Annotated in this window: 21 protein-coding genes; 11 read left to right on the top strand and 10 right to left on the bottom strand. The window is 62.1% G+C overall.

Features of this window, described 5'->3' with window-relative positions; genetic code table 11:
- Nucleotides 1-123: 123 nt before the first annotated feature.
- Nucleotides 124-861: a hypothetical protein gene (locus HX851_RS00765; protein WP_177064588.1), complete on the top strand. Its 738-nt coding sequence runs from the start codon at nt 124-126 to the stop codon at nt 859-861.
- A gap of 63 nt (nt 862-924) precedes the next feature.
- Here HX851_RS00765 and HX851_RS00760 read toward each other — a convergent pair whose 3' ends face one another.
- The 3 genes from HX851_RS00760 to HX851_RS33455 form a co-directional block, all read right to left on the bottom strand.
- Nucleotides 925-1,203: a helix-turn-helix domain-containing protein gene (locus HX851_RS00760; protein WP_177064586.1), complete on the bottom strand. Its 279-nt coding sequence runs from the start codon at nt 1,201-1,203 to the stop codon at nt 925-927.
- Nucleotides 1,200-1,541, bottom strand: coding sequence for a type II toxin-antitoxin system RelE/ParE family toxin (locus HX851_RS00755; RefSeq protein WP_177064584.1), 342 nt, complete (start codon nt 1,539-1,541; stop codon nt 1,200-1,202). The genes HX851_RS00760 and HX851_RS00755 overlap by 4 nt, the downstream gene beginning before the upstream one ends.
- A 98-nt stretch (nt 1,542-1,639) precedes the next feature.
- Nucleotides 1,640-2,086: a hypothetical protein gene (locus HX851_RS33455; RefSeq protein ID WP_177065028.1), complete on the bottom strand. Its 447-nt coding sequence runs from the start codon at nt 2,084-2,086 to the stop codon at nt 1,640-1,642.
- Between the two features lie 65 nt (nt 2,087-2,151).
- Here HX851_RS33455 and vapB point away from each other — a divergent pair, with 65 nt between their 5' ends.
- From vapB to HX851_RS00735, 3 genes are all read left to right on the top strand, one after another.
- Nucleotides 2,152-2,382, top strand: coding sequence for a type II toxin-antitoxin system VapB family antitoxin (gene vapB, locus HX851_RS00745; RefSeq protein WP_042935145.1), 231 nt, complete (start codon nt 2,152-2,154; stop codon nt 2,380-2,382).
- Entirely contained in the window at nt 2,379-2,792 is a 414-nt protein-coding gene (locus HX851_RS00740) for a type II toxin-antitoxin system VapC family toxin (protein WP_177064580.1), read from the top strand. The genes vapB and HX851_RS00740 overlap by 4 nt, the downstream gene beginning before the upstream one ends.
- A 153-nt stretch (nt 2,793-2,945) precedes the next feature.
- Complete coding sequence (locus HX851_RS00735) at nt 2,946-3,314, top strand: DUF1493 family protein (protein ID WP_017125397.1); 369 nt, start codon at nt 2,946-2,948, stop codon at nt 3,312-3,314.
- A gap of 47 nt (nt 3,315-3,361) precedes the next feature.
- On the opposite strand, the gene HX851_RS00730 is transcribed toward HX851_RS00735, so the two are convergent.
- The 3 genes from HX851_RS00730 to HX851_RS00720 form a co-directional block, all read right to left on the bottom strand.
- Nucleotides 3,362-4,909 (bottom strand): phosphoenolpyruvate carboxykinase, encoded by a 1,548-nt coding sequence (locus tag HX851_RS00730; RefSeq protein ID WP_177055835.1) that lies wholly within the window; start codon nt 4,907-4,909, stop codon nt 3,362-3,364.
- A 179-nt stretch (nt 4,910-5,088) separates the two neighbouring features.
- Complete coding sequence (hslO, locus tag HX851_RS00725; protein WP_177055834.1) at nt 5,089-5,991, bottom strand: Hsp33 family molecular chaperone HslO; 903 nt, start codon at nt 5,989-5,991, stop codon at nt 5,089-5,091.
- A gap of 137 nt (nt 5,992-6,128) precedes the next feature.
- Nucleotides 6,129-6,533, bottom strand: coding sequence for an RNA-binding S4 domain-containing protein (locus HX851_RS00720; RefSeq protein ID WP_177055832.1), 405 nt, complete (start codon nt 6,531-6,533; stop codon nt 6,129-6,131).
- Nucleotides 6,534-6,748: 215 nt separating this feature from the next.
- On the opposite strand from HX851_RS00720, the gene rimB reads away from it, so the two are divergent.
- Both rimB and rimK read left to right on the top strand, forming a co-directional pair.
- Entirely contained in the window at nt 6,749-7,231 is a 483-nt protein-coding gene (gene rimB, locus HX851_RS00715; protein ID WP_177055830.1) for a retropepsin-like aspartic endopeptidase RimB, read from the top strand.
- On the top strand, nt 7,228-8,133 hold the full coding sequence (gene rimK, locus HX851_RS00710; protein WP_177055829.1) for a 30S ribosomal protein S6--L-glutamate ligase: 906 nt from the start codon (nt 7,228-7,230) through the stop codon (nt 8,131-8,133). The genes rimB and rimK overlap by 4 nt, the downstream gene beginning before the upstream one ends.
- A 45-nt stretch (nt 8,134-8,178) precedes the next feature.
- Here rimK and HX851_RS00705 read toward each other — a convergent pair whose 3' ends face one another.
- Complete coding sequence (locus HX851_RS00705) at nt 8,179-9,492, bottom strand: ATP-binding protein (RefSeq protein ID WP_177055827.1); 1,314 nt, start codon at nt 9,490-9,492, stop codon at nt 8,179-8,181.
- Between the two features lie 114 nt (nt 9,493-9,606).
- Nucleotides 9,607-10,347, bottom strand: coding sequence for an osmolarity response regulator transcription factor OmpR (gene ompR / locus HX851_RS00700; RefSeq protein WP_017125404.1), 741 nt, complete (start codon nt 10,345-10,347; stop codon nt 9,607-9,609).
- 335 nt (nt 10,348-10,682) lie between these two features.
- Between ompR and HX851_RS00695 the strand changes: the two genes are divergently transcribed.
- From HX851_RS00695 to gshA, 3 genes are all read left to right on the top strand, one after another.
- Nucleotides 10,683-13,007 carry a Tex family protein gene (locus HX851_RS00695; RefSeq protein ID WP_177064578.1) on the top strand — a complete coding sequence of 775 codons (2,325 nt, stop codon included), beginning with the start codon at nt 10,683-10,685 and terminating at the stop codon, nt 13,005-13,007.
- Nucleotides 13,007-13,390, top strand: coding sequence for a PaaI family thioesterase (locus HX851_RS00690; protein WP_177064576.1), 384 nt, complete (start codon nt 13,007-13,009; stop codon nt 13,388-13,390). The genes HX851_RS00695 and HX851_RS00690 overlap by 1 nt, the downstream gene beginning before the upstream one ends.
- Before the next feature lie 200 nt (nt 13,391-13,590).
- Entirely contained in the window at nt 13,591-15,174 is a 1,584-nt protein-coding gene (gene gshA / locus HX851_RS00685) for a glutamate--cysteine ligase (protein ID WP_177064574.1), read from the top strand.
- 345 nt (nt 15,175-15,519) lie between these two features.
- On the opposite strand, the gene argA is transcribed toward gshA, so the two are convergent.
- Together argA and argE are read right to left on the bottom strand one after the other, a co-directional pair.
- Nucleotides 15,520-16,818 carry an amino-acid N-acetyltransferase gene (argA, locus tag HX851_RS00680; RefSeq protein WP_017125408.1) on the bottom strand — a complete coding sequence of 433 codons (1,299 nt, stop codon included), beginning with the start codon at nt 16,816-16,818 and terminating at the stop codon, nt 15,520-15,522.
- A gap of 138 nt (nt 16,819-16,956) precedes the next feature.
- Entirely contained in the window at nt 16,957-18,117 is a 1,161-nt protein-coding gene (gene argE, locus HX851_RS00675) for an acetylornithine deacetylase (protein WP_177058223.1), read from the bottom strand.
- A 159-nt stretch (nt 18,118-18,276) separates the two neighbouring features.
- Here argE and HX851_RS00670 point away from each other — a divergent pair, with 159 nt between their 5' ends.
- Both HX851_RS00670 and tfpB read left to right on the top strand, forming a co-directional pair.
- Complete coding sequence (locus HX851_RS00670; protein WP_177058224.1) at nt 18,277-19,644, top strand: CYTH domain-containing protein; 1,368 nt, start codon at nt 18,277-18,279, stop codon at nt 19,642-19,644.
- A gap of 358 nt (nt 19,645-20,002) precedes the next feature.
- Nucleotides 20,003-21,784, top strand: coding sequence for a type IV pilus assembly ATPase TfpB (tfpB, locus tag HX851_RS00665; RefSeq protein ID WP_177064572.1), 1,782 nt, complete (start codon nt 20,003-20,005; stop codon nt 21,782-21,784).
- Nucleotides 21,785-21,886 lie beyond the last annotated feature (102 nt).

Here is a 21,886-nt window from a genome sequence, read left to right as displayed (position 1 = left end):
CATTTTTGTGGAGCGGTCGTTACTGGCAATCGGCCATTTCGCGATTTAATCTGCAATTCTCCTCAAAGCCCATGAGAAAGCGCCGATAACCCGCTGACTCACCAAGGAAGGCAGCGGCTAACCATGCAACAACCCCCTGAAGACGACGGCGTCATTCATTTCAAGCGCCTGCACCCCGAGCATTTCGACGTGGTTCTGGGATCGCACCCGACCCGGCAAAAGCCACCACGCCCGGTTCGGCCCAGATCCTACGGTCTGTGGCTACTGCTGCTGATCCTGTTGGGCATGCTTGGCTACATGGTGCACAGCCGGAACAGCAGTCATCGCCCGCCACAGAATGAACCGATACCACAGCCTGCTGCCGAACCGCTGACGACCGAGCCTGGCGTCCAGCCCGAAGCACCGGCAGAGCCGCTGCAACTGCGGACCGAACCCAGCGCCAACCTCGCGCCACTGCCGGCGGAGCCCGTCGCCGCGCAAATCCAGGCACCGCCGCCCAAGGCCCAGGGACTGGTATCCGCCAGCTACCTGGCCGAGTACAAGGCCGACCTGAAGGCGCCCGAAGCCACCCATACGCGCCGGGGCGAAGTCGCCACCGTACTCATCCGCGAGTGGGACGGGCGTAATCGCTACGCCGCGAAATGGCGCATCTTCAACAACGTCATCGACAATGCCAGCGTCTGCGCAAACTTCCCGACCACCTCCACGGAACATCGCGAGTGCCGCAAGGCCGCCGAGGTATTTTTCAAGGAACAGTGCGCGGAATGGGGCAAACGCTCGAACCGCGACAAGGACGAGCAGAGCAAGGGGATGCAGGCGCGGTATTGCACGGCGATGCAGACGTATGAACCGGCGGACTGATCAGGGGCGGATATCGTTCGCCTCCATGCCCTCGTCGCTGCCAGGTTCGGTCAACGCTGATGTTTAGGCCGCCTGGGAGATTTGCAGTTCTACATGCAGTCCGGCGGTGGCCAGCATGTTGATCAGCGTATCGATGCTGAACAGCGTGATCTTGCCGCGAAGCAGATCGGAAATGCGCGGTTGAGTAACCCCGAACAGTTTGGCAGCCTTCGCCTGCGACAAACCCTCCACCTCGATGCGCCCCTTCAAAGCGATCATCAAAGCGGAACGCACCTTCATGTTTTCGGCTTGGGCTGGAGTGTCCTCAATGGCATCCCAGACGCTTTCGAAATGTTGGCTCATGAGCCAGACTCCTTTATCAAGTCTTTCAGTCGTTGGGTGGCCAGCACGATGTCGGAGCGGCTGGTTTTCTGGGTTTTCTTCTGGAAGCAGTGCAACACGAAAATAGCGTCTTCGAACTTCGCAACATAGATCACTTGGAAAGCTCCAGAAGCTTCTCGGATACGTATCTCACGAACGCCAGCGCCGATGCTCGCCATGGCTTTCCAATCGTCCGGCTCACGGCCTTGCTGGACCTGATCCAGTTGGTGCCCGGCCTCCCGGCGGGCATCTTCTGGAAAAGCGCGCAGGTCACCAAGAGAGCTGCCGCAGAACGCAATGGGCTTATGGTTTCGCTTCATACGCCAGACTATACAAAATTCTGTATAAAACAGACAAGTGCCTCCTGTCTATCGAACAGTCGAGGCTGATGTGAGCCAAAGGGTTCTGCGAACCATCCTCAGCAACCAAAACGCCGCGCCTTGCGCTGCCCCGCCGAAGCCTCCAGGCCGCCAGCGACCTGCTGGAGACCATGACCTGCGTCAGCCTCAACACCACCTGCGACAAAGACCTCCCCCATATCACCAATGCCGCCTACCTGTTGGTGCGCGAAGGTTGTGACCTGTTGCAGTTGGTTCAGCAGCGAACGATGGCATTGAGCAGGCAAGTCGCCCAGTAACATCACGACAAACAGGCCATTTCGCAATAGGAAATGGCCTACTGATCTTGAGGAGTTCACAGCCCATTTTGAGAGTCTGGCTACGAGATTGAAGGTAAAAGCTGATCCACAGCTGGTGTCAACACCGTCATTATTGCATTCGACCTTCTGACGCTGACTTTCATAGCCCGGAGGAAATCCCTTCTGGAGGTAACCCGGTGATAATTCAGACGATGCCCGAGCTGGCATATGCCTTGCCTATGCAAAGAACCGACGCTACACTGCATATGCCAGACATATGCAGGGGCGATATCATGCGCACAGTCTCAATTTTCAAGAACGGCAAAAATCAGGCGATACGCCTGCCAAATGACATGGCTTATGAAGGCGTAGGAGAACTGGAGATCACGCGCAATGGCGATGTGATCACCCTGCGCCCTGTGCGCCCCAGCTGGCAATCGCTGGCAGAGCTACCTGCGGCTGATGCTGACTTTCTACAAGAACGCCCGGACATCATCGGCGATGAAGGCAGGTTCAGTCTGTGACCACCTATATGCTCGATACCTGTACTTGCTCGTTCATCATGCGTGAGCGCCCAGAATCTGTATTGAAGCGATTGGCAGCAGAAGTGGGTCGAAATAACCGGATCGTAATTTCTGCGATCACTTATTCAGAAATGCGCTACGGACAGATCGGCAAAAAAGCTTCCTCCAGACACAAAATAATGATCGATGAATTTGTGAAGCGCCTGGATGCGATCCTGCCGTGGGATCAGAACGCCGTGGACGCGACAGTCGAAGTGAGACGCCAACTGACGGATATCGGCTCGCTCATTGGCGGTAATGACACGGCCATCGCGGGCCACGCCATAGCCACGGGATGCAAGCTGATCACCAACAATCTACGTGAGTTCAGCCGTGTTACAGGGCTCGAATACGAAGACTGGGTTCACTGAGGTATTACCCGCCAGGTTTGTTGTGCAGGGTCAGGCCGATTGATAAAATTTCCGCAACGCATCTGCGTTGAACATTTGCCCAACTTCCAAGGCCCGCACCGATTCGTCTAGCGGGCCTTCGTGCTTTCGGGCTTCCACCGAGACACTTGCCCAATGATATTGGCCAGCAGCCTTCCAGACACTGAACTGATGAAACAACTGATCGAATTGCTGGACGACGAGATCGGCTTGCCGGAGCACAAGTCCGTTGGCCTGCACACAGCCATCAATCTCGACCTGGGCTGCGACGGCAAGGACGCCAGTGAGTTGATGGAGGCACTGGAAGAGCGATTCATCCTGGATCTCGTCGACTTCGATCCCTATCGCTATTTCGAACCCGAAGGTTTCGATGTTTTCGCCAAACGTCGCACCAAGGTCCGCAGCCGCAAGGTCGCCCTGACCATCGGCATGCTCTATCAGGCCATCCGACAGAAACACTGGAACACAGCCGAACTGGAACGCCTCGTCGAAAAACGGGTATAAAAAAGCCGCCCCGAAGGGCGGCTTTTCAAACAGCCGGCAACCGATGCTTACAGCTTCGGACCCGCCGCCTTGATCGCGTCGCTCACGTCGAACTTCTTGAAGTTCTCGATGAACAGACCCGCCAGCGCTTTCGCCGCTTCGTCGTAGGCTGCCTTGTCGGCCCAGGTGTTGCGTGGGTTCAACAGGCCGGTTTCGACGCCCGGTACGGCCAATGGCACGTCCAGGTTGATGGTGTCGAGGTGCTCGGTTTCAGCACCGATCAACGCGCCGCTCTGGATGGCGGCAATCACGCCACGGGTGGTCGGGATGTTGAAGCGCTTGCCAACGCCGTAGCCGCCGCCGGTCCAGCCGGTGTTGACCAGGTAGACCTTGGAACCGAAACCGCGGATACGCTTGATCAGCAGTTCAGCGTATTCGCCAGCCGGACGCGGGAAGAACGGTGCGCCGAAGCAGGTGGAGAAGGTCGACTTGATGCCGGCGCCCGAACCCATTTCAGTCGAACCCACCAGAGCGGTGTAACCGGACAGGAAGTGGTAAGCGGCCTGTTCTTCGCTGAGGATCGACACCGGTGGCAGGACTCCGGTCAGGTCGCAGGTCAGGAAGATCACGGCGTTCGGCTCGCCACCGAGGTTTTTCGGTGCGCGTTTTTCGATCAGTTCGCGCGGGTAGGCCGCACGGCTGTTCTGGGTCAGGCTGTCGTCGGCGTAGTCGGCTTTCTTGTCGGCATCGAGCACGACGTTTTCCAGCACGGCACCGTGCTGGATGGCTTTCCAGATCACCGGCTCGTTCTTCTCGGACAGGTCAATGCACTTGGCATAGCAACCGCCTTCGATGTTGAACACCACGCCCACGCCCCAGCCGTGTTCGTCGTCGCCGATCAGGTAGCGGCTTTCGTCAGCCGACAGGGTGGTCTTGCCGGTGCCCGACAGACCGAAGAACAGGGTCACGTCGCCTTCTTCGCCCATGTTCGCCGCGCAATGCATAGGCAGCACGTCGGCAGCAGGCAGCAGGAAGTTCTGCACCGAGAACAGGGCTTTTTTCATCTCACCGGCGTAACGCATACCGGCGATCAGGACTTTCTTGGCCGCGAAGTTGATGATCACGGTGCCGTCGGAGTTGGTGCCGTCACGCTCTGGCACGCACTCGAAACCCGGGACGTTGAGGATCTGCCACTCGTCCTTGCCACCGGCGTTGTACTGGCCGGCTTCAGGGTTGATGAACAGGCAACGGCCGAACAGGTTGTGCCAGGCAGTACCGGTGGTCATCTTGACCGGCAGGTAGTGCGCAGGATCGGAACCTACGTGCACGTGGGAAACAAAACGCTCGCGCTCGCCGATAAAGGCTTCGACACGGTTCCACAGGGCATCGAACTTGTCGGCCGGGAACTTGCGGTTGATCGGGCCCCAGGCAATGGCGTCCTGGGTGGAAGGCTCTTCTACGATGAAACGGTCTACCGGCGAACGACCGGTGCGGTGACCGGTCCGCACGACCAGCGCGCCGGTATCGGCGAGTTCGCCTTCACCACGAGCCAGGGCTTCCTTGACCAGATCATCGACACTCAGATCGGTGTACACGGCATTGTTTGCTTGCGTCATGAGATTCCCCGTCGGCCAGTGGCCGAGTGCTCCAAACGTTTTGTAGTAGAAAGTCGTGCACTACTACCGCGAAAAAAGTGGGCGGGATTATGCCAGAAAAGCCCAAAAAGAGTAGGGTCCTCCTGTCAGAACGCCCATTTTCTGTCGTTTGACAGGAGATTTACCTGTGCTGAAGCGTTTTAGTGACGAGTATCTGACGGGGTGTCGACCCCGGCACCGGCAAACAATTGCGCAATGTCGGTCGCGTCGAACAGATAACGCTGGTTGCAGAACTGGCAATCGATCTCCACCACGCCGCCACGCTCGACCACCAGGTCCTGGGCATCTTCCAGCCCCAGGCTGACCAAGGCATTACCCGAACGCTCGCGCGAGCAACTGCAGCGGAAGCTCAGCGGCTGGATGTCGAACAGGCGCACCGCTTCTTCGTGGTAGAGACGATGCAGCACGGTTTCGTTGTCGAGGCCGAGCAGTTCTTCGGCTTTCAGGGTGGTGGCCAGGGCGGTGATGTGCTGCCAACTGGCGGCTCGGTCTTCTTCGTCCTTGAGGCGGTCGGCCGGCAATTGCTGCAACAGCAGGCCACGGGCACGCTGGCCATCGGCGTTGAGCCAGAAACGGGTGCCGACCTGCTGGGACATGACGAAGTAGTTGGTGAAGCATTCCGACAAGGTGGCGCCATCAAGATCGACGATACCCTGGTAGCGCTGGCCCTGGATCGGGTCGACGGTCAGGGCCAGGACGCCATTGGGCATCAGGTCGGCCAGGCTGGCGTCAGGGGCGATCTGGTCCGCTTCGTAGCGCGCCAGACCACGGATTTCGCGCTCGCTGGAACACTCGACCATCAGCAGCGGCACCGCGCCTTCGGAACGGGCCTGGAGAATCAGCAGGCCGTCGAACTTCAAGGTGCCGACCAGCAGCGCGGCGGCGGCCATCAGTTCGCCGAGCAATTGCGCAACCGGCTCGGGATAGGGGTGCTTGGCCAGGACTTCGGCGTAGCTGCGCTCCAGAGACACCAGTTCGCCACGGGTGTCGCTGTCATCGAAGATGAAGCGTTGGGTGTAATCGGTGTCCGGTAGATCTGACATAAGGTTCAATTCTGGAAGTAGGAATAAAGGTGTTCGACTCAGGGAATATGAGCATTTTATGAACAAACAGGGTTCGAGCCAAGCAACATGGGGGCGAATGTCGGCCAGTCAAGGACATGCGGCCTTCTAACCCGTGCTCAGTCGGCGCCGCTGCCGCGGAACTTGAACAGGTCACGCCGCTGCTTCTTGCTCGGCTTGCCATCGGTGGTCAGTCCCAGGGCGCCGGCCTTGCGCTGGGCCGCGGCGGCTTCGCGCCGGACGACGCTGGCTTCGGTCTCAGTGTAGAGCGCTTGCGCCTCCGGTGCGCCGCGCCTGACCACCGACAGCGCCTGCACCACCACGGTACGCTCGTCGAAGCCGGCGCGAATCAGCAACTCGTCGCCCACATGCGGCTCCCTGGACGGTTTGCAGCGCTCGCCGCGACAATGCACCTTGCCGCTCTCGATCGCCTCCTTGGCCAGGGCACGGGTCTTGTAGAAGCGCGCTGCCCACAACCACTTGTCGAGTCGAACCTTGTCGTCCGCTTCCGGTTTCTGCGCCACGGGGATTCCTCAAACTGAAATATTGCTCAACTGTACTACCGTTGCCGTCGAAGCTGAATGTCCCCGGCCCGTCTAGAATGCCGGGGTAACCGGGTCGATTTCACGGCCTGAAACAAGTCGCACAGATATCTGTCGCCATTTACCCATTATTCTGCGTGAATACCGCGATTATGGCCGCCTCGCGGCCCGAGCGGGTTTCTCACCGGTTGAGCATTTTGAAGACATTTGACCATTTGACTGTTGTGGGTCTGCGCGAGTGGGTGGCGCTCCCGGATCTGGGAGTCGCGGGCCTGCGGGCGAAGATCGACACCGGCGCCAGTACCTCCAGCCTGCACGCCACCGAGATCGAGCCATTTGAGCGCGACGGGGCGAAGTGGGTGCGTTTCACCGCCCATCTGGGCAGCGTGGTGCAATTGCGCCATAGGCGTTGCGAAGCCCCGTTGCTGGCGATGAAGACCATCAAAAGCTCCAACGGTCATGCCCAGGTGCGGTATGTGATCGCCACCACCCTGGCCCTGGGCGACCGGGTCTGGCAGGTGCAGTTCACCCTCGCCTGCCGCAAGGCCATGCGTTACCGCCTGTTGCTCGGTTCCAAAGCCCTGATCGACGGCCAACTGGTGGTCAATCCGGGCCAGAAATACGTTCAAGACAAGCCGGTTTTCCCGGTCACTACTACCTCTGCCACAGGTGTTGCATGAAGATCGCTGTGCTGTCGCGTAACCCGCGTCTGTATTCCACTCGTCGCCTGGTCGAGGCCGGCGTCGAGCGTGGCCATGAGATGGTAGTGGTCGATACCCTGCGCGCCTATATGAACATTGCCAGTCACAAGCCGCAGATCCACTATCGTGGCAAGCCGCTGGAGGGCTTCGACGCGGTGATCCCGCGGATCGGTGCGTCGGTGACCTTCTATGGGTGCGCGGTGTTGCGCCAGTTCGAAATGATGGGGGTCTTCCCCCTCAACGAATCGGTGGCGATCGCCCGCTCACGGGACAAGCTGCGCTCGCTGCAATTGCTGTCGCGCCGTGGGATCGGCCTGCCGGTCACCGGCTTCGCCCACTCGCCGGACGATATCCCCGACCTGATCGAGATGGTCAACGGCGCCCCGCTGGTGATCAAGGTGCTGGAGGGCACCCAGGGCATCGGCGTGGTGCTGTGCGAGACGGCGACGGCGGCGGAGTCGGTGATCGAGGCGTTCATGGGCCTGAAGCAGAACATCATGGTCCAGGAATACATCAAGGAAGCCGGCGGTGCGGACATCCGCTGCTTCGTGGTCGGCGACAAGGTCATCGCGGCGATGAAGCGCCAGGCCAAGCCGGGTGAATTCCGCTCCAACCTGCACCGTGGCGGCAGCGCCAGCCTGATCAAGATCACCCCGGAAGAACGTATGACCGCGATACGTGCGGCCAAGGTGATGGGGTTGAGCGTGGCCGGGGTGGATATCCTGCGCTCCAATCACGGGCCGCTGGTGATGGAGGTGAACTCGTCACCGGGCCTGGAAGGGATCGAAGTCACCACCAGCAAGGATGTGGCCGGGATCATCATCGAGCACATCGAGAAAAATGGCGGGCCGAACATGACCCGGACCAAGGGCAAGGGCTGACCGTCCGCTCAGCCGCGCGCCGCACGGCTGGCAGGCCAAGGCCTGCTAGACCGCATCGCGCGGCAGCATCAACCCCAATGGCAGGCGCACCCGCGCTTCCAGGCCACCGCCGGAGCGATTGCGCAACTCGACATTGCCGCCGTGCATCGAGGCGATGCGCTTGACGATCGCCAACCCCAGGCCGGTGCCCTTGCCGCCCCGGGCCTTGTCGCCCCGGGTGAACGGGTTGAAGATCCCTTCCAGTTCGGCCGGATCGATACCCGCACCACGGTCCATGACACTCAACACCACGTAGGGCGCACTGGTGTCTCCCGACACATAGGCCGCCACTTCCACCCCCTCTCCGGCATGGTTGAGGGCGTTGCCGATCAGGTTGTTCAGCAGCCGCTTCATCGATACCCGCCGCAGGGGGAACGGCTGGATCGGCTGCAGGCGCATGCGCACCCGCTCTTCATTCTGGTTGTAGGGCATCACCACCTCGCGCACGAGGTCGCTGAGGTCCACTTCTTCCACCGACTCGTCGCGGCCATCGCGGATGAACGCGAGGAACTGGTCGAGAATGGCGTCCATGTCCTCGATATCCCGCACCATGTCCTCGCTGAGGTCGCTGTGGTCACCCATCAACTCCAGGGACAGGCGCAAGCGCGTCAGCGGCGTGCGCAGGTCGTGGGAAACCCCGGCCAGCATCAGCTCCCGTTCTCGTCCCGCCTGCTCGACGTCCTCGGCCATCTGGTTGAAGGCGCTGTACACCTCGGTCATTTCGCTCGGCGTGTCACTGATGGGCAGGCGCACGCTGCGTCCCTGGCCCAGTTGCCGGGCGGCAAAGACCAGGCGCTTCAAGGGCTGGTTGAGCTGGCTGACGAAGATCCAGGCCGACGCCGTGGACAACAGGCCGATGGCCAGGAACCAGCCGAGCACACTCCAGATCTTCTGCCCACGCAACGGATGCGGGTACAGCGGCACCTTCAACCAGCCCGCACCCAGGCTCGGCGCCCGGACCCACAAGGCCGGCGGCGCATGCATGCGCAGGCGGACCTCGGTATCGGCGCCCAGCTCGGCCTGCATCTGGCGTTGGTAGATTTCACTGTACGGCCAGTGCTGCTCGCCTTCCGGCACGCCACCACTGACCACGCGGATCAGGCCCGCGGCGTCGGCGATCTTGTCGCGGTCGTCCTCGTCCGCGGCCCAGTAGGCCCGCAGGGTCAGCGCCACGCCGTGACTGTACTGGCGATCCACCAGGACGTCCTCGTTCATCAGCAGGTAGACCAGGGTCAGCGCCTTGGAGAACAACACCACGATGAGCACCAGCCAAAGGGTGCGCGAGAAGAAACTTTGGGGAAACCAGAGAGGGGTTTTCATAGACAGCCGCTACATACTTTGCAGGAGCGAGCAGACGGGCTCGCACAATTGTGGATCGCGACTCGCCCGGGCGGCTTTCGCGCACCCGGGCAACTCGCTCCTACAAATCACCGGTCACTTGGTTGCAGCGCCATCCGGCACGAACACGTAACCCACGCCCCAGACGGTCTGGATATAGCGCGGCTTCGACGGATCCGGTTCGATCATGCGGCGCAGACGGGAAATCTGCACGTCGATGGAACGCTCCAGCGCATCCCATTCCCGACCACGGGCGAGGTTCATCAGCTTGTCGCGGGTCAACGGCTCGCGGGCATGCATCACCAGGGCCTTGAGCACGGCGAATTCGCCGGTGGTGAGCATGTGCACTTCGTCGCCACGCTTGAGTTCGCGGGTGGCGAGGGACAGTTCATAGTCGCCGAAGGTAACGCTCTCGTCTTCGCTGCCCGGAGCACCCGGCACCGGAGCCGCCTGACGCCGCAGCACGGCCTTGACCCGGGCCATCAGCTCGTCGGGGTTGAACGGCTTGGCCAGATAATCGTCGGCGCCCAGTTCCAGGCCCTTGATCCGGCTCAGCTCGTCGCCCTTGGCGGTCAGCATGATGATCGGCACCTGGTTGTTCGCCGCACGCAAGCGGCGGCAGGCCGTCAGGCCGTCTTCGCCAGGCAGCATCAGGTCGAGGACCACCAGGTTGAACACTTCACGCGCCAGCAGACGGTCCATTTGCTCGGTGTTGGCCACCGCGCGGGCACGATAGCCCTTGCTGGTGAAAAAACGTTCCAGCAGGCTGCTCAGCCCCGGATCGTCATCCACGATGAGAATTTTTTCGCCTTCAGCAGTTTGTGCAGTGCTGCTCATGGGTTGCTCCTTTGATCTCGGCGCGCATTATGGGGCCAGCGACCGTTATACGTATCCTGTGCATTGTTAGCAGATTTTTCCTCGACTACCAGCAAACGCTGTTTTATGCCTACACGCGCACAATCCCCCCAAGCCCGGAACGCTGGTTATAATGCCCCGCCTTCTGCGTCAGGCAACGTCTGATCATTGCTGTTCGATGCCATCTTTTTTTCAAAGGCTCACAGCAATGTGCTGATTTCACGGGTCACAAGGTGCGCCTTTTGATCCCAAACCAGGCTCGCCCGACAGGCCCAAAGGCCCGGCGTGCCTGATTTCACACTTTGTCAGGTGGTTTTATGGACAGCATCAACAGCCGCATCGCCGAAGAACTCGGCGTACGCCCACAACAGGTCGAAGCGGCCGTCGCTCTACTGGATGAAGGTTCTACCGTACCTTTCATCGCGCGCTACCGTAAGGAAGTGACCGGCAGCCTGGATGACACCCAGCTGCGGCACCTGGAAGAGCGCCTGCGCTACCTGCGAGAACTCGACGAGCGGCGCATCAGCATCCTCGCCAGCATCGAGGAGCAGGGCAAGCTGACCCCGGAACTCGCTCGCGACATCAAGCTCGCCGACACCAAGACCCGCCTCGAAGACTTGTACCTGCCTTATAAGCAGAAGCGCCGCACCAAGGGCCAGATTGCCCTGGAAGCCGGCCTCGGCGAGCTGGCGGACGGCCTGTTCAACGATCCGTCGCTGCCCCCGGAAAGCGAAGCCGCGCGCTTCGTCAACGCGGAAAAAGGCGTCGCCGACACCAAGGCGGCCCTCGAAGGCGCCAAGTACGTCCTGATGGAGCGCTTCGCCGAAGACGCCAGCCTGCTCGACAAGCTGCGCAACTACCTCAAGCAGGAAGCCACCCTCAGTGCCCGCGTGATCGCCGGCAAGGAAGAGGACGGCGCCAAGTTCCGCGACTACTTCGAACACGACGAGCCGCTGAAAAGCATGCCGTCGCACCGCGCCCTGGCGATTTTCCGCGGTCGCAACGAAGGCATTCTCAGCTCGGCGCTGAAAGTCGGCGACGAACTGCCCGGCACCATGCACCCGTGCGAAGGCATGATCGGTCAGCAGTTCGGCATCCAGAACCAGAACCGTGCCGCCGATAAATGGCTCGGCGAAGTGGTGCGCTGGACCTGGAAGGTCAAGCTCTACACCCACCTGGAAACCGACCTGCTGGGCGAGTTGCGCGACGGCGCGGAAACCGAGGCGATCAACGTCTTCGCCCATAACCTGCACGACCTGTTGCTGGCCGCTCCGGCCGGACCGCGCGCAACCCTGGGCCTCGACCCGGGCCTGCGTACCGGCTGCAAGGTCGCGGTGGTCGACTCCACCGGCAAGCTGCTGGACCACGCCACGGTCTACCCGCACGTGCCGCACAACAAGTGGGACCAGACCCTGGCCGTCCTCGCCGCGCTGTGCGCCAAGCACGCGGTGGACCTGATCGCCATCGGCAACGGCACCGCCAGCCGTGAAACCGACAAGCTGGCCGCCGAACTGATCAAGAAATACCCGGCCATGAAAATGACCAAGGTCATGGTTTCCGAAGCCGGCGCCTCGGTGTACTCGGCATCGGAACTGGCTTCCAAGGAATTCCCCGACCTCGATGTCTCGATCCGTGGCGCGGTGTCTATCGCCCGCCGCCTGCAGGACCCGCTGGCCGAACTGGTGAAGATCGATCCGAAATCCATCGGTGTCGGCCAGTACCAGCACGACGTGTCGCAACTGAAACTGGCGCGTGGCCTGGATGCGGTGGTGGAAGACTGCGTGAACGCCGTCGGCGTCGACGTCAATACCGCCTCGGTGGCGCTGCTGGCACGGATCTCCGGCCTGAACGCGACCCTGGCGCAGAACATCGTCAACCATCGCGATGAGAACGGCGCCTTCAAGACCCGCGCCGCGCTGAAGAAAGTCGCGCGCCTGGGCGAGAAAACCTTCGAGCAGGCCGCCGGTTTCCTCCGGGTGATGAACGGCGACAACCCGCTGGACTCGTCCGCGGTGCACCCGGAAGCCTATCCGCTGGTACAGCGCATCGCCGCCGAAACCGACCGTGATATCCGTTCGCTGATCGGCGATGCCGGTTTCCTCAAGCGCCTGGACCCGAAGAAGTTCACCGACGAGACCTTCGGCCTGCCGACCGTCACCGACATTCTCCAGGAACTGGAGAAACCGGGTCGCGACCCACGTCCCGAGTTCAAGACCGCCGAGTTCCAGGACGGTGTCGAAGACCTCAAGGACCTTGAACTGGGGATGATCCTCGAAGGCGTGGTGACCAACGTGACCAACTTCGGTGCGTTCGTCGATATCGGCGTCCACCAGGACGGCCTGGTACACATTTCGGCGCTGTCCGAGAAGTTCATCAAGGACCCGCGCGAAGCGGTAAAGGCCGGTGACGTGGTCAAGGTGAAAGTCATGGAAGTCGATATCCCGCGCAAACGCGTCGGCCTGTCGATGCGCATGGGCGACACCCCTGGCGAGAAGATCGACGGCGCCCGCGGTTCGCGTCCGGGCTCGGCCCCGCGCCAGTCGCAGAACAACGCCCCGCGCAAGGAAACCGTGGCCCCGGCACCGAGCAACAATGCCATGGCCTCGCTGTTCGCCAACGCCAAGCAGCTGAAGAAACGCTGATGGAAATTCCTGACGGCCTTACCCAGAGCGCCTTCAGCGAGCTGATCGGCTGCCGCCTGCAACGCCTCGACAGCGGCGTTGCGGAGGTGGCCCTGTCGCTGACTCCGCAACTGCGCAATCGCGGCAACGTGTTGCATGGCGGCGCGCTGTTCAGCCTGGTGGATATCACCATGGGCCTGGCCTGTTCGGCGACCCATGGCTTCGACCAGCGCAGCGTGACCATCGAGTGCAAGATCAACTACATGCGGGCGGTGGCCGAAGGCGATGTACTGTGCGTCGCCACGGTCATCCACCCCGGCCGTCGCACCCTGGTGGTCGAGGCCGAAGTGCGTCAGGGCGACAAACTTGTCGCGAAAGCACAAGGCACGTTCGCTGTTCTCTAGCTGTCCCGTCTCGATTTGGGTTAATTTCGGCACTGCGAATGCGGTGTCGGAATTTTCCGTCGACAGCGCGCTCGACTCAGGGACGAAGTATCGGCGTTTTCTGACATTTACCAGGCGACAACGCCAGTTCTCAACTTCACCCTTGTAGACCGTCTTGCCCACCCCCATATTGGGGCGACTGACGCGTGAAGGAATCCAACTTGAGCGAACTTCTCAACCGCCGCCTGGCTCTGCTCGGCGAGCGCGCCCACCTCTCCCTGCTCGAAGAGTGCCTGCACGGCATCGAGCGCGAATGCCTGCGCGTCACCGGCGAAGCCCGCCTGGCGCAGACACCGCATCCGGAAGAGCTGGGTGCCGCACTGACCAACGAGCAAATCACCACGGACTACTCCGAGTCGCTGCTGGAGTTCATCACTCCCGCCCTGCCCGACCCGGCCGAGACCCTGGACAGCCTGGACAAGATCCATCGCTTTGCCTACGGCAAACTCGGCAACGAGTACCTGTGGAGCCCGTCGATGCCCTGCCCGCTGCCGGCCGAGGAAGATATTCCGATCGCCTACTACGGCACCTCGAATATCGGCAAGCTCAAGTATGTGTACCGCCAGGGCCTGGCCCTGCGCTACGGCAAGACCATGCAGTGCATCGCCGGAATCCACTACAACTTCTCGTTGCCGGAAAAGCTCTGGCCGGTGCTCAAGCAGGCCGAAGGTTTTGTCGGCACGGACCGCGACTACCAGTCACTGGCCTATATCGCGCTGATCCGCAACTTCCGCCGCTACAGCTGGCTGCTGATGTACCTGTTCGGTGCTTCACCGGCCCTGGACGCAGGTTTCCTGCGCGGTCGCTCGCACTCGCTGGAACAGTTCGACGCCGACACGCTGTACCTGCCCTACGCCACCAGCCTGCGCATGAGCGACCTGGGTTACCAGAGCAACGCCCAGGCCGGCCTGACACCGTGCTACAACGACCTGAGCAGCTACACCGACAGCCTGCGCAAGGCGGTGGCGACACCCTATGCGCCGTATGTCGAGATCGGCACGCACAAGGACGGTGAGTGGGTCCAGCTCAACACCAACATCCTGCAGATCGAAAACGAGTACTACTCCAACATCCGCCCGAAACGCGTGACCTACACCGGCGAGCGGCCGATCCAGGCGCTGATGGCCCGTGGCGTGCAGTATGTCGAGGCGCGCTGCCTGGACATCAACCCGTTCCTGCCCACCGGCATCGACCTGACCGAGGCGCGTTTCCTCGATGCGTTCCTGCTGTATTGCGCGCTGAACGACAGTCCGCTGTTCGAAAGCAACGAATGCGGCAATGCTACCTCGAACTTCCTCACCGTGGTCAAGGAAGGCCGGCGTCCGGGCCTGCAATTGCAGCGCCAGGGCCAGGCGGTGGACATGAAGGAATGGGCTACCGAATTGCTCGAACGGATTGCCCCGATATCGGCACTGCTCGACCAGAGCCATGGCGGCGAAGGCCACAGCAAGGCCCTGGACGAGCAGTTGGCGAAGGTCCGCGATTCGTCCCTGACGCCGTCGGCCCAGGTGCTGGCGAGCATGGTCCAGCACAAGGAAAGCTTCGCGCAGTTCTCCATGCGCCAGAGCCTGGCCCATGCCGAGTACTTCCGCAGTCAGCCGTTGCCCAAGGCAGAGCAGGCCGCTTTCGAAGAAAGCGCGCGCAAGTCGCTGGTCCAGCAACTGGAGCTGGAGCAGAACGAAGTGGGCGATTTCGACGTGTTTGTCGGGTCGTACCAGGCGAGCATCCTGTCGATCAGTAACTGATTTGACATTCTCACTGTAGGAGCCTGCTTGCCCGCGAAGAGGCCCTCAAGCCTGGCGGCGCACATCCGCACGCCATCGCCGGCAAGCCGGCTCCCACAGGGGACTTCAGCCGGCCATCGATTGGTGGCCGGACTTGGATCCTTGTGGGAGCGGGCTTGCCCGCGAAGGGGCCCTCAAGCCTGGCGGCGCACATCCGCACGCCATCGCCGGCAAGCCGGCTCCCACAGGGGACTTCAGCCGGCCATCGATTGGTGGCCGGACTTGGATCCTTGTGGGAGCGGGCTTGCCCGCGAAGAGGCCCACGAGGCTACCAAAAACCTCGCGGGCCAGCCCCTCGCCTGACGATCACAGGGCCTTTTCGAAGATCTTCGAATTACGCTGGTAGTTGTACAGCGATGCCCGTGCGCTCGGCAGGCGCTCGACGCTGCTCGGCACAAACCCGCGCTCACGGAACCAGTGGGCGGTACGGGTCGTCAGGACAAACAGGGTCTTCAGGCCCTGGGCCCGGGCCCGGGTCTCGATGCGCTCGAGCAATTCATCGCCACGCCCGCCATGACGGTACTCCGGGTTCACCGCCAGGCACGCCAGCTCACCGGCATCCGAATCGGCAATCTGGTACAGCGCCGCACAGGCGATGATCATCCCTTCGCGCTCGACCACGCTGAATTGCTCGATCTCGCGCTCCAGCACTTCCCGCGAACGCCGCACCAGGATGCCCTGTTCTTCCAGCGGGCTGATCAGGTCGAGCAGGCCGCCAACATCTTCGATCGCCGCCTCGCGCACCAGCTCGAATTGCTCCTGGGCCACCAGCGTGCCGCCGCCATCACGGGTGAACAGCTCGGTCAGCAGCGCGCCGTCTTCGGCATAACTGACGATATGACTGCGGGCCACGCCGCCACGGCAGGCCTCGGCCGCCGCGTCGAGCAACTCGGCCTGGTAATCGCTGCCCAGGCGCTGCAGGTGCGCCGGCACCTGTTGTGGGCGCAATTCGCGGACCAGGCGGCCATGTTCATCGATCAGGCCGTGATCGGCGCCGAACAGCAGGAGCTTTTCCGCCCCGAGGTCGATGGCGGCTCGGGTCGCGACATCTTCGCAGGCCAGGTTGAAGATTTCCCCGGTCGGCGAGTAACCCAGCGGCGACAACAGCACGATGGAGCGCTCGTCCAGCAGACGGTTGATACCCCTGCGGTCGACCCGGCGCACTTCGCCGGTGTGGTGATAGTCGACGCCTTCCAGTACACCGATCGGCCGGGCCGTCACCAGGTTGCCGCTGGCGACCCGCAACCGCGAGCCCTGCATCGGCGAGGCCGCCATGTCCATGGACAGGCGCGCTTCAATGGCGATCCGCAGATAGCCGACCGCGTCGATCACGCACTCCAGGGTGGCGGCATCGGTAATGCGCATGCCGTGATGGTAATGCGGGGTCAGGCCACGGGCCGCCAGACGGCTTTCGATCTGCGGACGCGAACCGTGGACCAGCACCAGACGCACGCCCAGGCTGTGGAGCAGCACCAGGTCATGGACGATATTGCCGAAGTTGGGGTGCTCGACACCGTCGCCGGGCAGCATGACGACAAAAGTGCAATCGCGGTGGGCATTGATATAGGGAGACGCATGGCGAAGCCAGTTGACGTATTCGGGCATGACCTGAACCTGTATAAAAAACAGCCAATAAAAAGTGGGTGCAACATGAAAACGCACAACGGGCTGTTGGTTATCGTCGGAACAGGCTTGGCGACACGCGCGCTCTCCTTATCGGTAATAGAGGTTCTGGCCTGGCATTTAACGCAAGGTCGGGGCCGGGCTCAAGCAATAATGTTCAATCAGTTCACGCAGTAACGCTACGGTAGGCTGCAAACGTGACATTTCGAGGTATTCCCCTGGCTGATGCGCACAGGCGATATCGCCGGGGCCGAGCACCAGGGTCTCGCAGCCAAGGCGCTGAAGATAAGGTGCTTCGGTGCCGAACGCCACTGCTTGTGCACGGTGTCCGGTGAGTTTTTCGGCGATACGCACCAACTCGGCATCCGCCACCTGTTCGAAAGGCGGCACCTCGGGGAACAGAGGCGCATAGTCGATCCTGACCTGATGCAGTTCCGCCAGCGGTTCGAGCTTGGCGCGGATCGCCGCGCGCAGCACGCTCGGATCCATGCCGGGCAGCGGCCGCAGATCGAACTCCAGGGAACATTGCCCGCAGATGCGATTGGGGTTGTCGCCGCCATGGATGCAACCGAAATTCAGGGTCGGCTGGGGCACGCTGAACTGCGGGTTGTTGTACTCGCGCTGCCACTGCCAACGCAGGCCCTTGAGTTCGCCGATCGCGTCGTGCATGGCTTCGAGGGCGCTGTGTCCCAGGCTCGGATCGGACGAATGACCACTGCGCCCGAGGATATCGATGCGCTCCATCATCACCCCTTTGTGCAGGCGAATCGGCTTGAGCCCCGTCGGTTCGCCGATCACCGCCGCGCGCCCCAGCGGTCGCCCGGCCTCGGCCAGGGCGCGGGCGCCGGACATCGAGCTTTCTTCGTCGCAGGTGGCCAGGATCAGCAGCGGCTGCTTGAACGGCTGGTCGAGCAGCGGCTTGACGGCCTCGATGGCCAGGGCAAAGAAACCCTTCATGTCACAACTGCCCAGGCCGATCCAGCGCCCGTCGGCCTCGGTCAGTTTCAGCGGGTCGGTCTGCCACAGCGCCTCGTCGAACGGCACGGTGTCACTGTGCCCGGCCAGCACCAGGCCGCCGGGACCGCTGCCGAAGCTGGCCAGCAGGTTGAACTTGCCGGGGCTGACCGGCTGGATATCGCAGCTGAAGCCGAGGTCGCTCAGCCATCCCGCCAGCAGGTCGATCACCGGCCGGTTGCTCTGGTCCAGGTTGGGCTGGGTACAACTGACAGACGGAACTGCGATCAGGGCAGCGAATTGATCTTTCATCGACGGCAAAGGCATTGCGCTGACTCCCGGACTCCAAGACGAAGCCCATCATAGAGCCATCCAACGCCTGGAATAAACCGCCGCGACGCGTGCGGCCCGCTTGTCCTGTACACTGCACGGCCTAGGCAGCCACCCTTTTCCCCGGCTGCGCTCCCGATCCTGGATTTTCCGGCCATGCAGAAAGAAACCGAAATCAAACTCCGCGTCAGCCGCGAAACCCTCGCCGCCCTGCGCGAGCACCCGCTTTTGAAAAAGCGCAACAAAAGTGGCTGGGAACGTCGTGAGCTGACCAATCAGTATTTCGACACCCCCGAACGCGACCTGGCCAAGGCCAAGGTCGCCCTGCGCCTGCGCCGTGACGGCGAAGACGTGATCCAGACCCTCAAGACCCGCGGCCAGAGCGTTGCCGGCTTGTCGGAACGCAACGAGTACGACTGGCATCTGCCCAAGGCCAAGCTCGATGTGAAGAAGCTCGACGGCGAATGCTGGCCAGAAGCGCTGGCCGAGCTGGACAAGAAAACCCTGAAGCCGATCTTCACCACCGATTTCGTCCGCGAACGCGCGGAAATCGCCTGGGGTCGCGGCAAGTCCAAGGTGGTGATCGAAGCCGCGCTGGACCTGGGCTTCGTGATCGCCGGCGCGCGACAGGAAGAAATCTGCGAGCTGGAGCTGGAATTGCGCGAAGGCGAACCGGCCGCCCTGCTGGAACTGGCCGCCGAACTGGCCGAAAAGCTGGCACTGATGCCCTGCGACATCAGCAAGGCCGAGCGCGGCTATCGCCTGTTCGACGCCAACAGTTACTCCCTGAGCCTGCCGGCTCCGCAACTGACCGCCGAAATGCCGCTGGATGACGCCTTCGCCGCCCTGGGCTGGCATTTGCTCGGCAGCAGCCAGCGCCTGGCCGAACAATACCGTTTCAACGGCCACTGGCGCCTGTTGCAGGACTGGGTCGCGCAGTTGATCGAATTGCGCGCCCTGGTCGGCAGCCTCGGCCAGGCCGCGCCACGGCAATCGACCAGCGAACTGCGCAGCGCCCTGGATGCCCTGCTGGAAGACTGGCGTCCGTTGCTCAACGCCGGCGCGGAAGACGAAGATGTGCGCAAGGCCGCGCCGGAACAATTCCTCGAAGAACTGGAAGACGTGCGCTGGGGCCTGTTCTCCCTGAACACCTCGCGCTGGCTGCTGGCCCGGAGCTGGGCGGCCGACCGTACCACCCGTGGCAACCGCCAGGGGGCGGCGCAGTTGCAGAACTGGCTGCCACGCCTGCTGGCCGAAGAAGCGACCTCGTTGCAACTGGGCCGCTACCAGCAGCAACCGGAAGACCTCGCCGAGCAACTGCCGCGTATCGAGCGAATCCAGGCCTGGTTGCACCTGGCCCGTGGCGTACTGGACCTGCCGGACCTGGATCGCCTGTTCGGCGAGCTGAACAAGCTGGCGCAACTGGCGGAACTGGATATCAGCGAAGAAGTGCTGGAGGCACGGGTCCAGCAGGCATTGACGGTGTTCCAGAGCCGCGCCTGGAAGACCTTGCTGCGTCTGTAACCCCTCGCCGCGGGCGCCGGTGACTGCAATGCGGCCGCGCCCGCGGAAAAAACCCCGATCGTTCCCACGCTCCGCGTGGTAACGCCGTTATGGACGCTCTGCGTCCGCTTCTGTGACGCAGAGCGTCACGGGCTGCATTCCCACGCTGGAGTGTGGGAACGATCATGACACTCGAAGCTTTTGGCGGTCTTGTGACCCGCTTCGCCAGCAAGCCAGGCACCCGCGGAAAAAAATCGCAATCTTTGTCTTGGTATCGGACCAAACGTCAGGCAGCCTCGCGACTATTCTTTGCAATCCAGGGTCAGACAGGGACTACGTCTGAATCAATGGTTGCAAGACCGCCTGAATAGGAGCCCGCATGCCCGTCGCCTCACTCTCCCAGGACCGCTGGCTGGATCTCAACGAGCTGCTGCGCGAACTCGTCGCCCAGGGCTTTATCAGTCAGGACACGGCCGAACATGCCCTGACCACCCGGCGCAACTCGCAGAACAGCCAGTTGCATCCGCTGGAATTCATTGCCAGCCAGCACCTGCCCGACCAGAGCCGCCCCGGCAAGCCGCTGGACCTCGAAAACCTGACCCTGTGGCTGGCGCAACAGGTCGGCCAGCCGTACCTGCGCATCGATCCGCTGAAGATCAACGTCGCCGCGATCATGCCGCTGATGTCCTATGCCTTTGCCCAGCGCCACAAGATCCTCGCCGTCGCGGTGGATCGCGACGGCGTGACCATCGCCAGCGCCCAGCCCCACGTCAAGGCCTGGGAAGCCGACCTGAGCCATGTGCTCAAGCTGCCGATCAAGCGGGTAGTGGCCAACCCGGTGGATATCCAGCGCTACACCGTGGAGTTCTTCCGCCTGGCGAAATCGGTCAGCGGCGCCAACATGGTCGATCAGAAAGGTCATAACCTGGGCAACTTCGAACAACTGCTGAACCTCGGCGCCAGCGACCAGGAGCCGGACGCCAACGACGCGCATATCGTCAACATCGTCGACTGGCTGTTCCAGTACGCGTTCCAGCAACGGGCCAGCGATATCCATATCGAACCGCGACGCGAACAGGGCACGGTGCGTTTTCGCATCGACGGCGTACTGCACAACGTCTACCAGTTCCCGCCCCAGGTGACCATGGCGATTGTCAGCCGCCTCAAGAGCCTGGGCCGGATGAATGTCGCGGAAAAACGCAAACCCCAGGACGGCCGGGTCAAAACCAAGACCCCGGACGGCGGCGAAGTGGAATTGCGCCTGTCGACCCTGCCGACCGCGTTCGGCGAGAAGATGGTGATGCGGATCTTCGACCCTGAAGTGCTGCTCAAGGATTTCGACCAGCTCGGCTTCTCCGCCGAAGACCTGCGCCGCTGGCAGGACATGACGCGCCAGCCCAACGGCATCATCCTGGTGACCGGACCCACCGGTTCGGGCAAGACCACCACGCTGTACACCACGTTGAAAAAGCTGGCGACCCCGGAGGTCAATCTCTGCACCATCGAAGACCCGATCGAGATGGTCGAGCCGTCCTTCAACCAGATGCAGGTCCAGCACAATATCGACCTGACCTTCGCCAGCGGCGTGCGCGCGCTGATGCGCCAGGACCCGGACATCATCATGATCGGCGAGATCCGCGACCTGGAAACCGCCGAGATGGCGATCCAGGCCGCACTCACCGGGCACCTGGTGCTCTCGACCCTGCACACCAACGACGCGCCGAGCGCCATCAGCCGCCTGCTGGAGCTGGGCGTACCGCATTACCTGATCAAGGCCACGGTGCTCGGGGTCATGGCCCAGCGCCTGGTACGTACCCTGTGCCCGCACTGCAAGGCACCGCAGAGCCTGTCCGAAGAAGACTGGCAGACCCTGACCCGGCCCTGGCAGGCGCCGATGCCCACTGGTGCCCAGCAGGCCATCGGCTGCCTGGAATGCCGCGACACCGGCTATCGCGGGCGCGCCGGGGTCTACGAGATCATGTTGCTCAGCGACAGCGTGAAGGCGCTGATCCATGCCGATACCGACCTGCTGGCCGTGCGCCGCCAGGCATTCATGGAAGGCATGCGCAGCTTGCGCCTGTCCGGCGCGCAGAAGGTCGCGGCGGGGCTGACCACCATCGAGGAAGTGCTGCGGGTGACGCCCCAGAGCGAACAGAAATGAGCGTGCGGGTCCGCTTCACAGGCGGACCTGATCAAGACATGCCTGATCACAAAGTAAACACCTCTTATCCAGCAGTAGCCCGTTACACTTAAGGAACCATAC

The sequence above is a fragment of the Pseudomonas gingeri genome, from assembly GCF_013385635.1.
Classification (GTDB): Bacteria; Pseudomonadota; Gammaproteobacteria; order Pseudomonadales; family Pseudomonadaceae; genus Aquipseudomonas; species Aquipseudomonas gingeri_A.
This window is presented reverse-complemented; position numbering and strand designations above follow the sequence as displayed.